Genomic DNA, 13,025 nt, shown 5'->3' on the forward strand with positions numbered 1-13,025 from the left:
TCGAAGGGCCCCACTGCTTGCAGTGGGGCCCTTCGACATTCCTCAGCCTCCGTTGTCCTGGTCTTTGTCCACTACGGTTGTTCACTGGGTCCCCCAGATCGCCGCGCCGATCTTCCGAGTCACCTCCTTCAGGAGTTGGTCGGAGACGTGGAGGTAGCGCGCCCGCATCCGTTCGGCCCCGCCCGGCTCCCAACCCATGATCTGGTCGATCACCCGATCGGGAACGCTCAGCAGCAGCACCGTGCCGATGGTGTGCCGCACGTTGTGCAGTCGGCCGTCACGGACCGCCGATGGACTTTGCGGCGGCCTGCTCCTCCGTGCCTCCGATCGACTTCAGGACCGTCACAACGCCCCAGGCGAGGACGACGGCGAGGAAGGCGATGTCGGCCGCAATGGCGGTGCGAGCACCGACGAGGAGGGGGCGGAAGTAGCCCCCAGCGGCGACGCTGCCGGCGCCGAGCCGGAGCCGAGCCCGATCCGCAGTCGGGGCTTGAGCGACTTGAACGACGCACAGGCGAGTCTTGCGCCGCCTCGCCGGCTGCGGTGTGTTCATGGCGGGCCTTCCCGGCTCCGGCAAGACCGCCCTGTCCCGAGTCCTCACCGAGCGCGGATTCGAGCGGCTGTGTCCGGACGAGGAGGTGTTCCGTCTGCATGGCGTGTACGGCGTCAACTTCCCACGCAGAGTCTTCCCGACCCTGGAACGCTCCGTCCACGGAGACGTGGCCGTCGGACTCAGGGAGCACCTGAAGGCCGGACATGACGTCGTGGTCGACCACGGCTTCTGGACCCCAGAGGAGGAGAAGTGGCGGTCGCTCGCCATCGGTGCCGGAGCGATCCCGCTCCTCATCTACCTGGCGGGTGAGCCATGACGAGTCATGGGCACGGATCAGCAATTGCAACAAGTTCCACGTGAACGATTCGAACGCGATCTATGTCTCCGAGAGCGATCTTCAGCGGTATCGCGCCCGGCTCTTCCCTCCGGAGGCTGAGGAGCTGCATGTGCGGTGCGACGGCGATCCCGCGGCTGTGATCGGCGCCCTGGGGGGTGCCTCTGACGCTGCCGAGTGCGCGACATCGTCTAGGACGTTTCCTCCGGATCATCCGATCGTTGGTTGATGTGTGTCGTTGACCTCAACAAGCTCAAGCAGTGGCGCGGCCTCGCCACCCGATACGACAAGACCGCCACCATTTACCTCGCCGGACTCCATATCGCCGCCATCTCCATCTGGTCAGCGAGATGATCCGAAAGAAACCGCCTCGTCGTAGCGTACGGAGCAGTACGCTACGGTGGTGGACATGGTTGCAGTTTTGAACTGTGGCCATCTATGCAGAAGGCCCGACCGGGGTGCCACCCAGCAGGCCTTCGCGGTGCAGTACTGAGCCCGGCCGTTCTCGATTCGGCCGGGCTCACTTCTTCCCGGCACGGCCGTCTCAGGGCTCACAATGCTGTCGCTACTGCACGAGCTGCAGCATCAAGGCGATGATCGCCACAAGCACTCCCAGCGCTGCCAGACCCACCTGCCACTGCTCCGGTCCGGTCCACTTCCTGCCAGGCTTGCCCATGTCAGAACTCACCACCGTTGCACCTCCAGTTCCATCAACTTCCTTGACTTTCACGGGGTAACCGACGACTCCCGACAAGGAGGTCGACGAGCTAGGGAAACCGGTGAAGCGCTGCCCATCCTACTTACCTCACTGGCACGCCGCCGCCCCTCATGGGCTAGGTCGCGAGGTGCATCTGGCAGGCGGCTGCCGGGCGGATGGGTCAGTCATTTTCAAGCCCCTTGATGACCTGCTCCGCAAGGGCAGTCATGACCTTTATGCGCTCTTCCCCTGACAACCGGGACCACTCCTGAAAGACCTTCTCGGTGTCAGACGGGGTGCGCCGCCCGGCCTGCATCCAGCCGTAGAGGGTGCGCTTGTCCTTCAGGCTCCGGTGGGAAGCGTGGGCAAGCACCTGCTGACCTGTGGGCGGGTCCACAGTGATGTCGCGAGACTCGTCGCCGCAACGCTGGCATTCGGCACGTAGGTTCTCATCGTCATTCGCGCCGCCGCGGTTGATCGGGATGATATGGCCGATGGTCAAAACTGCGGTGCGACCGGGGGCGTCCGGGAATTCCTGCCCCGCGCGGATCCCGCAGACCTGGCACGTATGGCCGTCACGCTCCAGGATGCGCCGCCGCTTGGGGCCGGTGATGTTCTTGCGAATGGTCTTTGGCGGCGTCTCACCAAGGTCGACTCTCGTCCCCAGTTCCCTGACGAGGTACTCATCCGGCTTGAGATTCGGGTTGACCTTGTAGTTGTCGATCTTCCAGCCCATCGGTCTGAGGTCCCGCATGCGGCGGTCCGCCTGAGAGACGTCCGGGACGGCCTCAAAAAGCTCCAGCTTGCTGAACTTGCCGCCCACCCCCCTGGAAGCCACGAACTCGGCGACCTTTACCAGCGACGTCCTGCGCATAGGCGTGCTCATTTGGATTCCTTCCTCCTCTCCGGCACCCCCCTGCGGTGCGCCGGTACATCAACCATGGCATGCGGCGCATCACTGTGTCAACGCTGGCGCAACGTCCGGCAACGTTCGGCGCAGCAATAGTTCATGCCGGACAGCATGTGTTGGAGGGCGGGGCCGCGCTGATGTCCCATCCCCGGGGGCTCGCGTAGGCTCTGTGGTTTCGCGTGTGCGGAGCGTGGCCCCGAGCGCGCGTGGAGGTCGGGGGACGGTCGGCTGTTAGACGTGCGCGAGATGCGTCAAGGTAATGCCATCTGTGAGCGATGCTTCCTCGGTATCGCCGAACCCGGTGCCCATCCGAACACCCGGGACCCATGTCATCGTGTGCCGTATCCGGACAACGACAACGGCCCGCCGGAGAAACCGGCGAGCCGTAAAGAGAATTTGACCTAAGAGTAAATGTTACGCTTTCGGGCCTCATCTAGCAGTCGACGCACCTCGTCTTTGAGCGAACCTTCTCGTCCTTTTTTCTGCGCCAGAGCCGCGGATGAACCGTCCCCGCGCCAACTCTTGCTTGGCTGCCCCAGAGGTACTGCAAGCACAAATTGCTCCCGAACGGGCAAGTCGAAATACCCCAAATGTTCAAGAGCTTCAGCAACTTGCGCATAGTCACTGTACTTGTGGAATTTCTTGCGGTCGCCCCTGTACGCTTCTACACGGTCAACGGCAGAATGCTCGTCGCGCAATAGGTGAATCATTGCTTGCCGTCGATACCGAATCGCTCCGGGTGAGCGATTCAAAGCGCGTGCCACATCCTCATAAGTATCTTCTGGCGTAGCCAGTATCACTGTAAGGGTGGCAAGCATAGTCCAACGCTTACCAAACTGGCTCGCAATATTGAGCTCGACATCTTCTGCGAGCTTTTCCCAGAATTCGCGTCTCCCTGCCGGGACGAGCCGAAGCGTGTCCGGGTTAACCTGCAGACGCTCCCTATGGCCGCTCCGATTATTCAGCTCTTTCATTTCATTCACTGGGCGGTCTTCCGAGAGGTAGCAAGCTTAGACAGCCGCTCATTCGCGAAATCGTCGAGCGACTGCACAGAATCGTAAAGGCGCTTAATCAGGTCACCCTTGTCGCCCGCGTCAATTTCCTTAATGGGTAGGAGGTCAACGTCGCGGAGACTGCGCACGGCACTCTCCACAGCTTCAACAGCCCTGAAGAGCACCTTAACCGGGTCGGCCTGCGTCTTCTTGATCTTTTCCTTTTCGTTCTTGGCACGTTCCTGCTCACGCCGAAGCTTGACAACACTCTTTACGCGCTCTTCGAGCTTGCGCGGATCCGCTGCGATGAGCTTGTCCTTTTGTTCAGCGACTTCCCGCGCTACTCGAAGTTGCTCATCCGGCTTCATCCGCCAAGCCCGCTTGCCGGGAGAGGAAAACTCAGCAAGTACACGAATGTGGCCTTCGGAGAATTTCTCCGGATGAGCAGAGATCACGTCGAGCACTACGGGGTCGATGGCGAGGTACTTCATCGCTTCGGCCACGGATTCCGCAGTTTCCCCCCCGAAGCAATTAGCAACTTGCTCAACACTCATACCGTATTGCTGAATCAGTGCTTCGAACATCCGAGCACGTTCTACCGGGATGAGAGGCTCAGCCATGTTCGCTGCGTAGAGATGCTGCTGAATCAGCAGATCTCTGTTCTTCTCCTGCCCCGCCGGAATGCGGTAGATGTTAGCCCGGAGGCTTCTCATACCGCCGCGGCGTGCTGCCTGAAAGCGGCGGTGTCCGTTTATGAGTTCGTACTTACCTACAGGCGCGTCGTCGTGCTGGAGAAGAGATACGGCATGGATCTGACCGTGTTCCTTGATGCTCTTCGCGAGGTCGTCAAGGCGTTGCTCGACAGTTTCTCGGCGCACCTTCTGCGGGGACTCGGCAATCTCGTCCAAGGGGACGTGCCGACCAGTCTCGACTACTTCGAGGGCCATTGCCCGAATCTCCTAGATGAGGTTTCCGTCGTTAGGCGCCATACCGAAGGATTCGCCGCCCTCTTGAGTGATACGGGCCTCCAGCTGGTGGGCTGCCCGAATGACACCGGCGATGTACGGCCCTGACTCCCCGGTATAGATCCGCAGGAGTTGCTCCTTCGGCATTCCGGCGTACCGGGCCAGAGCCCGCTCCGTGCTTCGCAGCGCATCTGGGCCACCGGATCGCTCCACGGTGTCGGTAGCCTTGACGGCCGGGCGGCAGCCGCTTCGCAGTCCGGCCGCCCGCTTCCTGAGGCCGCGCACGGACAGCAGCTCCTCAGCTGCCGTTATCAGGAGCGGGACACGGAGCTGTGCCTGCTGTCCTGCGATTGCTTCAAGGTGCGTGATCCGAAGGCTCGCCAGGTTCTCAGCCCCGATCTCTTCACGGTCCGCAGCCGTGAAGGTTCGCGACAGCCACGCAAGCTTCCTGGCCCACCTCGAAGTGATTCCCAGGCGAGCGGCGGCAGCGTCCAGGGAAGCGCCGGCGTTCAGCTGCTCGTTGATGGAGTCGCCGGTCGCGAGGTGGTCCTCTGCAGTGGCTGTCGCTGTCATAGCTACGACGATAGCCACTCGATAAGCCGGGTGTGTGACTTTCGGTAAAATGAATAAGCGCAGCTCAGAGGTGGTGTAAGCGTGATCAGAGACACTTGAGCAGCCGTAGGTAAACGTCGATAACCGTCGAATCGGCTGCGATGGGCTCATGCCAGAGGGTCATCGTGGGTGATGAGCTGTAGCTGGGAGGCAAATGGGACCAGGGGACCGGGTCGAGCCATCAGGTGATGGGAAGCTCCGACGTCACCCGCAACCCCCAACCTCTGTGCTGGCTCCTCGGAGTAGACCGCGTCCGTCTCGCTGGCTCCGCACGGGGATGAACGCCATCGAACACCCCCGGATCGCGTCCTGCCCAGCCCAGGCAAACCTGCAAAGCGAGTTACCCAGACTCGGTCCGCCAGGGTCACTCCCCCCGCACGTACCCACGGCGGCCGACCTCGGCACTGGAGCGATCCTTGTCCTGGTTTCTGTCCGGTGTACCGAAGGGCCCCACCGATCGCGGTGGGGCCCTTCGGTATGTGCCCGCAGAATCCGGCGCCCTTGGTCAGGCCGAGGCGAGGGAGATCTCGGTGGACTTGATCAGGGCGACGGCGGGGGTGCCGGGGGTGAGGGCGAGGTCCTGGACGGCGTCCTTGGTGATGGCGGCGGTCAGTTCGGCGCCGTCGACGTCGAGGCGGACGCTGGCCATGGCGCCGCCGGTGGTGACGCCGGTGACGGTGCCGGGGAGCTGGTTGCGGATGGAGAGGCCGGTCACGGGGGCGGTGGCGAGGGCGACCTCGGTGGACTTGACCAGGGCGCGGACCTCGGAGCCCTCGGACAGGCCCAGGTCCTTGACGGCGTCGGTGGTGATGGCGGCGGTGATGTCCTGGCCGCCGACCAGGCGTACCCGCACGGTGGACATGGCCTCGCCGCTGGTGATGGAGGAGACCGTGCCGGGGAGCTGGTTGCGGATGCTCAGGGTCATGGGGTGCCTCACTGGTCGGTTCGCGCGTGCGTACGGAAGGCGACGGTAGCCATTTCCGGCGAAGGGCGCAGAACGGCCGTCGCGGGTGCGAGGCGGGGAGGGGTGATCACCTCGCATCCACGGCCCTGGATAGGCTCGGCGGCCGTGGACTGGTTGGAGCGGGTGGCGGGGCTGCGGCAGTGGGCGCGGGACGGCGCGCGGGCGCCGCACAAGCCGTTGCTGCTGCTGTACGCCTTGGGCCGCTTCCAGGAGGACCCCGAGGGCGAGCTGCGGTACAGCGCCGTGGAGGGGGACCTGAAGCGGCTGCTGGCCGAGTACGGGCCGAGGAACCGGACCACTCCCGCGTACCCCTTCCACCATCTGACGGGTGACGGGGTGTGGGAGGTGAGCACGGACGGCGGGGCGGGGAGCCCGGGCCCGCTGGTGACCGAGCTGCGGGCGTCCGGAGCGCGCGGCCGGCTGGACCCCGAACTGCGGACGGCGCTGAGGCGCGATCCGGCGCTGCTCGTCCGGATGGCCCGGATCCTGCTGGATCTGCACTTCCCGCCGTCGTTGCATGGGGAGCTGTGCGAGGCGGCGGGGGTGGAGTTGGAGTACGGGGACCATGGGGCGCCTGGGGAGTACGGAGGGTTGGGGCTGGTGCCGGGGCAGCGGGGGCGGCGGCGGGGGCGGCGGATGCGGGACATGGTGCTGGCGGCGTACGAGTACCGGTGCGCGTTCTGCGGGTACGACGGGGCGCTCGGCACGGTGCCGGTCGGGCTGGAGGCGGCCCATGTGCGCTGGTGGGCGTTCAAGGGGCCGGACGACGTCGACAACGGGCTCTGCCTCTGCGCCCTGCACCACAAGCTCTTCGACAAGGGCGTACTGGGTCTCGGCGAGGATCTGCGGGTGGTGGTGTCAGCCCGGTTCGCGGGCCGGAGCGCGGCCGCCGAGCAGCAGGTGCGCGCCTTGGCGGGGCAAGCCCTGATCGGCCCGCGGCACGGTTCGGCGCCGGTGGCGGCCGAGCACCGCTTCTGGCATACGGCCCATGTCTTCCGCGGGAACGGGGGAGCGAAGGGACCTCAGACGGTCGCGTCCAGGTCGTCGGCGTAGTGGACGATGGCACGACGGTAGGCCCGTACGGTTTCGTCCCCGCTGGTCTCGGCGAGCAGCCGCAGCAGCAGGGTGGTGGCCTCGTGGTGGCCGCCGGTGTTGTAGAGGGCCATCGCCAGGAAGGCGCGGAGCGCCCCGTCGTCCGGGTACCGTTCGGCGCCCCGGCGCAGGGTGCGCACGGCCTCCTCGTACCGGCCGAGGACGCGGTAGGTGCTGCCGAGCCCGAGCAGCGCGCCGCGCCGTGAGGAGTCCGACAGCTCCGCGCCGCTCAGGCACCGCTCGTAGTACGGCACCGCCTCGGCCTCCAGCCCCAGGCGGTCGTGGACGCTCGCCGTGCGGTACGCCGTCTCGGCGTCCTCGGGGTACGCGGCGCTGAGCGCCACCAGCAGCGCCCGCGCCTCCTCGAAGCGCCCGGCCTGGTACGAGCGTTCGGCTTCGGCCAGGCCGGCCGGCGGCGGCTGCTTCACCATGGGTGCCTCCTGTGGACAGCGGCGTCAGTCCTGCGGGGTGCTTCGGCGGCGGCGGGCCGCGTAGACCGCGCCGGCGCCCAGCAGCAGCGCCGTCCCGCTCGCCAGGGCGATGCCCGGGACGGCGGAGGACGAGCCGGTGGCGGCCAGGCTGCCGCCGAGGCCCGAGCCGGTGGCGACAGGGCTGGACGGGCCGGCCGGGGTCCACACCTGGCTCTGGGCGCCGCCGGCCGGGGACGGGGCGGGGGTGGGCGAGGTGCCCGGGGTGACCGTGGAGTTCGCGGCGGTCAGGGCGAAGCCGTACTCGTAGTAGACCGGTGTGCCGCCGCAGGAGTCGTCGTCGTTGAGGTAGTCGGCGGCCACCGACACCGTCCCGGTGCCCAGGGGCGTCTGGGCACCGGCCTTCAGCCGTACCTTGATGTCGGCGTGCTCACCGGGCTGCAGCGTCTCGACCGCGCCCGCGAAGTTGTCGCCGTCCAGCTCCTGCCAGTCCGGGTCGCCGGCGGTGGACCAGGTCAGGTCCAGCTTGTCCCCGATGCCCTTCTGACCGCCCTGGTCGACGGCGCTCACGGCGATGTACGGCCAGACCGTGTCCATGGTACGGGCGGTGCCGTTGGCGACCCGCACCGTGAAGACCACGGTGGCGCCCCGCTCGACCGCGCCGGGCACACCCAGCGCCCGGGCGGTGAGCCGCGGTTCGGGGACGCAGGCGCCCTCGACGGCCTGCTCCAGGGCGTCCTTGAGGGCCTGTTCGGCCGCGTCCAGGGCGGCCTGGGCGGCGGCCGCGGCGTCCTGGGCCTTGCGGACCGCACGGGAGGCGGCCACCAGGGCGTCGCCCAGCGCGGTGTGCGCCGCGGTCACCTCGGCCTGCGCCTCGGTCTCCGTCTTCTCGGCGACCGCGACGGCCGCGGTGGCGTCGGCCACCGCCTTCTCGGCGGCTTTCTTCTGGTCGTCGGTGGCGTCGTCGGGCAGCTCGGCGAGGGCGTCCTCGGCCTCGACCAGCGCCTGGTCGGCGGCCTCCCGGGCGGTGTTCGCGGCGGCGGCCGCCTTCTCGGCCTCGTCGATCGCCCGGACCAGCGGCGCGCCGTCCGCGTCCACCTTCTCGAACGCCGCCATCGCCGCCTCCTCGGCGGCCACGGCCTTCTCATGGGCCGCGCGCGCCTCGGCGACCGCCCGCCGCAGCGCCGGGACGGAGAGGTTCTGCGGATCACCGCCCTGGGCCCCCTGGTCGCCCTTGCGGGACTCGTTACGGGAGTCCGGCTGGTCGGCGGACTGCCGCCTGGCGGCGGATGCGGCGGGCTCGGGCGCCACGGTCCGGTCCCGGCTGCTCTCCTGCGCCGCGGGCTCGGCCCCGGGCGCCGACCCGGACAGACGGGGCACGGCGAGCGCGGGCGGGGCGGACAGCAGGACGACGGGGGCGGTCACGGCGGCGGCGACGGCCGTGGCCAGCGTTCGGCGGATTCTCACTTCAGCCCTTCGGTCAGGGTGCCGGGCCGGGCCCGACGTCCGGACGCGGTGCGCGCCATGACGGGTCGTCGAATGTCAAAGGAAAGGGAAAGGGGGAGGGGCAGGGAAAGGGGGAGGGCGGGGTGGCGGGGAGACGCCGGCGGTGGTCGCCGCGGGCAGCCGCCGGTGTGCGGCCCGGGAAGATCGTATGACCGTCTCCCGTTGCCGCGAAGGGGGTTTCACCCCTTTCCGGCCCGCCTCTTGCCCCGTTCCGGTCCTCAATGGACGGTACAGACGGTGCAGACAGTACAAAAGGCGTGCGGGAGGGCGGGAAGGATGCCGTGGGGCGTCGCTTTGCGCACGGCCGAGTGATGCAGATCACCCGGCCGTACGGGCGTTCGTTCAGCGCACCGCGTCCAGGCGGGCCCGCTGCTCGGCGGTCAGGTCCAGATCGGCGGCGGCCAGGCTCTCGTCCAGCTGGGCCACCGACGACGCCCCGACGAGCGGGATCGCCGGCACCTCGGCGCCGATCAGCCAGGCCAGCACCACCTGGTTGACGGTGGCCCCGGTCTCGGCGGCCACCTCGCGGAGCGCCGCCAGCCGGGCCGGGGTGCCCGCGTGGTCCAGCTCGTGGTCGAGCGGCTTGTCCTCACGTACGTAAGCACCCGACAGCAGCGGGCTGTACGCCACCAGCGCCAGCCCCGGGTCCCGTTCCTGCTCCTCGCGTACGTAACTGAGGAGGGCGCCGTCGGCCACGCCCTGGTCACCGTCCGGGGAGAGCCGGCCGGGCACATCGGTGCGGCGGCGCAGATAGGTGTGGTGGTACTGGAGCACCTCGTACGCGGGCAGTCCGGCGGCCGCCGCCAGGCTCCGGGCACGTTCCACCTTCCAGGCCCAGTGGTTGGACACCCCGAGCAGGCCGACCGTCCCCTCGCCGACCAGCCCGGCGAACGCCTCGACGGTCTCGCCCAACGGGGTCTCCGGGTCCTCGATGTGCGCGTACAGCAGGTCGAGCCGCTCCACGCCGAGGAGCTCACGGCTGCGTTCGGACGACTCGCGGACGACCTTCGCCGAGAGGCCTTCGCGGTCGGTGGTGAAGTCCCTGCCCGGTGCGGTCGGGCGGGCGCCGAGCTTGGTGGCGATCACGATCTCGTCGCCGACGCCCCGGCTGCGCCGCCAGCGGCCGAGCAGCGCCTCGCTCTCGCCGCCCTGGGTGCCGTGGTGCCAGTACGCGTAGTTGTTGGAGGTGTCGATGAAGGTGCCGCCGGCCTCCACGTACCGGTCGAGGATCGCGAAGGACGTGCGCTCGTCGGTCCTGGTGCCGAAGAGCATGGCGCCGAGGCTGAGCACGCTCACCTCGCGACGGGTGGCCGGATCGGTGCCGATGGTGCGGTAACGCATGGAGGACCCCCTGGTACGGCCCGCTGGGCGCGGGCGGTGGCAGGAGGACTCTCGGTGTTGGAGCGCTCTCCAAGTCAAGGGCCGATGGCGGTACCGGTCCGCCGTACGGGCCCGGGCGGCCGTCCCGCCGTGCGGGGGGCGGACGGCCGGGCGACCATCGGTCCATGACCACCACGATCCACCTGGCCCAGCAGGCCGAGGCCGACGAGCTGCTGGGACGCAGTCCGCTCGCCGCGCTCACCGGGATGCTGCTGGACCAGCAGGTGCCCATGGAGTGGGCGTTCTCCGGCCCGTACACGATCGCCCGGCGGATGGGCGGGGACGATCTCGACGCGCACGAGATCGCCGGGTACGACCCGGAGGCGTTCGCCGACCTGCTCGCGGCCAAGCCGGCGGTGCACCGCTACCCGGGCTCGATGGCCAAGCGGGTGCAGCAGCTGTGCCGCTATCTGGTGGCGGAGTACGACGGCGCGGCGGAGGCCGTCTGGGCGGACGCGGCGAGCGGCAAGGAGCTGCTGGCCCGGCTGGTGGCGCTGCCCGGCTTCGGCAGGCAGAAGGCGCAGATCTTCCTGGCGCTGCTGGGCAAGCAGTACGGGGTGCGGCCGCCCGGCTGGCGGGAGGCGGCGGGCGCGTACGGCGAGGAGGGCTCGTACCGTTCGGCGGCCGACATCACCGGGCCCGAGTCCCTCGCCCGGGTGCGCGCGTACAAGCAGGAGGCCAAGCGCGCGGCCAAGCAGGAGAAGGAGTCGGAGTAGCGGGACTCGATGGCCTCCGGGCCGGGCGGCCAAGGTCTCCGGATCGGCCGGGGGAAGCGGAGGTTCCGCACCGAAGTGACGTTCTGCGATGCCAAATGTACGGAATCAGACGTGAGTTGTGGCACATCCGTTCACAGGAGCCTGGGAGATCGCTAGCTTCCCCTCAACCTCGTTCGCCCCGGAAGGACCTCTGTGAACGCATCCCATCGCAGAGCGGCGGCCGCCCTGGCCGCGGCCGCACTCGCGACTCCGCTCCTGCTGGTCTCCGCGTCCCCCGCCTCCGCCGTCCGGACCGACCCCGGACAGGAAGCGGCCAAGGACGCCGCGAAGCTCTCCCAGAAGCTGGTGCGCGACGCCTCCGCCAAGGACGCGTACCGGCACCTGCAGAAGTTCCAGCAGATAGCCGACTCGGCCGGCGGCAACCGCGCGGCCGGCACCCTCGGGCACGACGCCTCGGCCGCGTATGTGTACCAGCAGCTGAAGAAGGCCGGCTACCAGGTCTCGTACCAGAAGTTCGAGTTCCAGTTCACCAACACCCAGGCCGAGAAGCTCTCGGTGGTCTCGCCCGAGGCGCGGGACGTCGCGATATCGGCGATGACCTACACCAAGTCGACCCCGGTCGGCGGTGTCACGGCCGAGCTGGCCGCGGTCCCCGCCCCGGCGGAGGACACCACCCCCGGCTGCGAGGCGGCCGACTACGCGGGCACCGCGTACACCGGGAAGATCGCCCTGATCAAGCGGGGCGGCTGCACCTTCGCCGACAAGCAGGCGCAGGCCGCGGCGGCGGGCGCCACCGGCGCGATCATCTACAACAACACCGCGGGCGCGCTCTCCGGCACCCTGGGCGACGCCAACGCCGCCAAGATACCCACCGGCGGCATCACCCAGGCCGAGGGCGAGAAACTCGCCGCCGACGCGGCCAAGGGCCCGGTGACGGTCCGCTTCGACCTCCGCCAGCTCCAGGAGAAGCGGACCACCAACAACGTCATCGCCGAGACGGCCCGGGGCAACGCCGCCAACACGGTGATGCTCGGCGCCCACCTCGACGGGGTGACGGCCGGCCCCGGCATCAACGACAACGGCTCCGGCTCGGCCGGACTCCTCGACGTGGCGCTGAAGTTCGCCCAGTCGAAGGAGATCAACAAGACCACCAACAAGGTGCGCTTCGCCTGGTGGTCGGCCGAGGAGAACGGCCTGCTCGGCTCCGAGCACTATGTGGCCAACCTCAGCGCGCTGGACCGCAAGGAGATCAAGCTCTATCTGAACTTCGACATGATCGCCTCGCCGAACTACGGGCTGTTCGTCTACGACGGCGACAACTCGGACGGCGTCGGCTCCCCGGCGGGCCCGGCGGGCTCGGCCCAGCTGGAGCGGGACATCAACGAGTTCATGGACAAGCGCGGTCTGCCGCACGAGGGCACCGACTTCACCGGCCGCTCGGACTACGGGCCGTTCATCGAGGTGGGCATCCCGTCCGGCGGTACGTTCACGGGTGCCGAGGGCGTCAAGACCCCGGCGCAGGCACAGAAGTTCGGCGGCACGGCCGGGGTCGCGTACGACGCCTGCTACCACGCCAAGTGCGATGACCTGAAGAACATCAACCTCACCGCGATGGACGCCAACGTCGATGTCATCGCCAACGCGGTCGGCACCTACGCGCACGACCTCAGCTCGCTGCGCAAGCCGGTGACCACCGTCCCCACCGAGGGCGACGCGGGCAGCGGCGGCGGCCTGCACGACGGCCACGGCCACGAGGTCACGGAGTAGCACCGATCGGCACCAGGGCTACGCGTCGGGGCGCGGTCGGATTCCCTCCGGCCGCGCCCCACGCGTTCGCCCGATGACCGGGACGGCCCGGGAGCGGACTTCGCCCAAC

Annotated in this window: 13 protein-coding genes and 2 pseudogenes; 5 read left to right on the forward strand and 10 right to left on the reverse strand. The window is 68.3% G+C overall.

Annotated features, from left to right (window positions below):
- Positions 1-81: 81 nt before the first annotated feature.
- Together ABZ945_RS19645 and ABZ945_RS19650 are read right to left on the reverse strand one after the other, a co-directional pair.
- Positions 82-291: pseudogene (locus tag ABZ945_RS19645) on the reverse strand (site-specific integrase); the annotation flags it as partial.
- Entirely contained in the window at positions 278-553 is a 276-nt protein-coding gene (locus tag ABZ945_RS19650) for a DUF6251 family protein (RefSeq protein ID WP_361270892.1), read from the reverse strand. The gene ABZ945_RS19650 and the pseudogene ABZ945_RS19645, both read right to left, overlap by 14 nt.
- Between ABZ945_RS19650 and ABZ945_RS19655 the strand changes: the two genes are divergently transcribed.
- Positions 552-869: an AAA family ATPase gene (locus ABZ945_RS19655; RefSeq protein WP_361270894.1), complete on the forward strand. Its 318-nt coding sequence runs from the start codon at positions 552-554 to the stop codon at positions 867-869. The genes ABZ945_RS19650 and ABZ945_RS19655 overlap by 2 nt on opposite strands.
- A 261-nt stretch (positions 870-1,130) precedes the next feature.
- A pseudogene (locus ABZ945_RS19660) lies at positions 1,131-1,241 on the forward strand (IS5/IS1182 family transposase); the annotation flags it as partial.
- A 524-nt stretch (positions 1,242-1,765) separates the two neighbouring features.
- Here ABZ945_RS19660 and ABZ945_RS19665 read toward each other — a convergent pair.
- The 5 genes from ABZ945_RS19665 to ABZ945_RS19685 form a co-directional block, all read right to left on the reverse strand.
- On the reverse strand, positions 1,766-2,470 hold the full coding sequence (locus tag ABZ945_RS19665; protein WP_361270897.1) for an HNH endonuclease signature motif containing protein: 705 nt from the start codon (positions 2,468-2,470) through the stop codon (positions 1,766-1,768).
- A 425-nt stretch (positions 2,471-2,895) separates the two neighbouring features.
- Positions 2,896-3,468: a hypothetical protein gene (locus tag ABZ945_RS19670; protein ID WP_361270899.1), complete on the reverse strand. Its 573-nt coding sequence runs from the start codon at positions 3,466-3,468 to the stop codon at positions 2,896-2,898.
- Positions 3,469-3,473: 5 nt separating this feature from the next.
- Positions 3,474-4,433: a ParB/RepB/Spo0J family partition protein gene (locus ABZ945_RS19675; protein WP_361270902.1), complete on the reverse strand. Its 960-nt coding sequence runs from the start codon at positions 4,431-4,433 to the stop codon at positions 3,474-3,476.
- A 12-nt stretch (positions 4,434-4,445) separates the two neighbouring features.
- Entirely contained in the window at positions 4,446-5,024 is a 579-nt protein-coding gene (locus tag ABZ945_RS19680) for a hypothetical protein (RefSeq protein WP_361270904.1), read from the reverse strand.
- Positions 5,025-5,568: 544 nt separating this feature from the next.
- A complete protein-coding gene (locus ABZ945_RS19685) occupies positions 5,569-5,988 on the reverse strand; it encodes a TOBE domain-containing protein (protein ID WP_361270907.1) in 420 nt (139 codons plus the stop codon).
- Positions 5,989-6,132: 144 nt separating this feature from the next.
- On the opposite strand from ABZ945_RS19685, the gene ABZ945_RS19690 reads away from it, so the two are divergent.
- The gene (locus ABZ945_RS19690) at positions 6,133-7,080 is read left to right on the forward strand and encodes a phosphorothioated DNA-binding restriction endonuclease (RefSeq protein ID WP_361270909.1); all 948 of its coding nucleotides are present in this window, start codon (positions 6,133-6,135) and stop codon (positions 7,078-7,080) included.
- Here ABZ945_RS19690 and ABZ945_RS19695 read toward each other — a convergent pair.
- The 3 genes from ABZ945_RS19695 to ABZ945_RS19705 form a co-directional block, all read right to left on the reverse strand.
- A complete protein-coding gene (locus ABZ945_RS19695; RefSeq protein WP_361270912.1) occupies positions 7,050-7,550 on the reverse strand; it encodes a tetratricopeptide repeat protein in 501 nt (166 codons plus the stop codon). The two genes, ABZ945_RS19690 and ABZ945_RS19695, sit on opposite strands and share 31 nt — an antisense overlap.
- A 24-nt stretch (positions 7,551-7,574) precedes the next feature.
- Positions 7,575-9,014, reverse strand: a complete 1,440-nt coding sequence (locus tag ABZ945_RS19700; RefSeq protein WP_361270915.1) for a peptidase — start codon at positions 9,012-9,014, stop codon at positions 7,575-7,577.
- Between the two features lie 381 nt (positions 9,015-9,395).
- Positions 9,396-10,394, reverse strand: coding sequence for an aldo/keto reductase (locus tag ABZ945_RS19705; RefSeq protein ID WP_361270918.1), 999 nt, complete (start codon positions 10,392-10,394; stop codon positions 9,396-9,398).
- A gap of 164 nt (positions 10,395-10,558) precedes the next feature.
- On the opposite strand from ABZ945_RS19705, the gene ABZ945_RS19710 reads away from it, so the two are divergent.
- On the forward strand, positions 10,559-11,149 hold the full coding sequence (locus tag ABZ945_RS19710) for an HhH-GPD-type base excision DNA repair protein (RefSeq protein ID WP_361270921.1): 591 nt from the start codon (positions 10,559-10,561) through the stop codon (positions 11,147-11,149).
- A gap of 192 nt (positions 11,150-11,341) precedes the next feature.
- A complete protein-coding gene (locus ABZ945_RS19715) occupies positions 11,342-12,916 on the forward strand; it encodes a M28 family metallopeptidase (protein WP_361270924.1) in 1,575 nt (524 codons plus the stop codon).
- The last annotated feature ends 109 nt before the right edge of the window (positions 12,917-13,025 follow it).

The organism is Streptomyces sp. NPDC046887 (assembly GCF_040644755.1).
Classification (GTDB): Bacteria; Actinomycetota; Actinomycetes; order Streptomycetales; family Streptomycetaceae; genus Streptomyces; species Streptomyces lichenis.

Excerpts from the sequence above, each read along its gene's own strand:
- ABZ945_RS19705 (WP_361270918.1), bottom strand. The coding sequence starts at position 10,394 with ATGCGTTACCGCACCATCGGCACCGATCCGGCCACCCGTCGCGAGGTG.
- ABZ945_RS19680 (WP_361270904.1), bottom strand. The coding sequence starts at position 5,024 with ATGACAGCGACAGCCACTGCAGAGGACCACCTCGCGACCGGCGACTCC.
- ABZ945_RS19710 (WP_361270921.1), top strand. The coding sequence starts at position 10,559 with ATGACCACCACGATCCACCTGGCCCAGCAGGCCGAGGCCGACGAGCTG.
- ABZ945_RS19655 (WP_361270894.1), top strand. The coding sequence starts at position 552 with ATGGCGGGCCTTCCCGGCTCCGGCAAGACCGCCCTGTCCCGAGTCCTC.
- ABZ945_RS19685 (WP_361270907.1), bottom strand. The coding sequence starts at position 5,988 with ATGACCCTGAGCATCCGCAACCAGCTCCCCGGCACGGTCTCCTCCATC.
- ABZ945_RS19670 (WP_361270899.1), bottom strand. The coding sequence starts at position 3,468 with ATGAAAGAGCTGAATAATCGGAGCGGCCATAGGGAGCGTCTGCAGGTT.
- ABZ945_RS19675 (WP_361270902.1), bottom strand. The coding sequence starts at position 4,433 with ATGGCCCTCGAAGTAGTCGAGACTGGTCGGCACGTCCCCTTGGACGAG.
- ABZ945_RS19665 (WP_361270897.1), bottom strand. The coding sequence starts at position 2,470 with ATGAGCACGCCTATGCGCAGGACGTCGCTGGTAAAGGTCGCCGAGTTC.
- ABZ945_RS19650 (WP_361270892.1), bottom strand. The coding sequence starts at position 553 with ATGAACACACCGCAGCCGGCGAGGCGGCGCAAGACTCGCCTGTGCGTC.
- ABZ945_RS19695 (WP_361270912.1), bottom strand. The coding sequence starts at position 7,550 with ATGGTGAAGCAGCCGCCGCCGGCCGGCCTGGCCGAAGCCGAACGCTCG.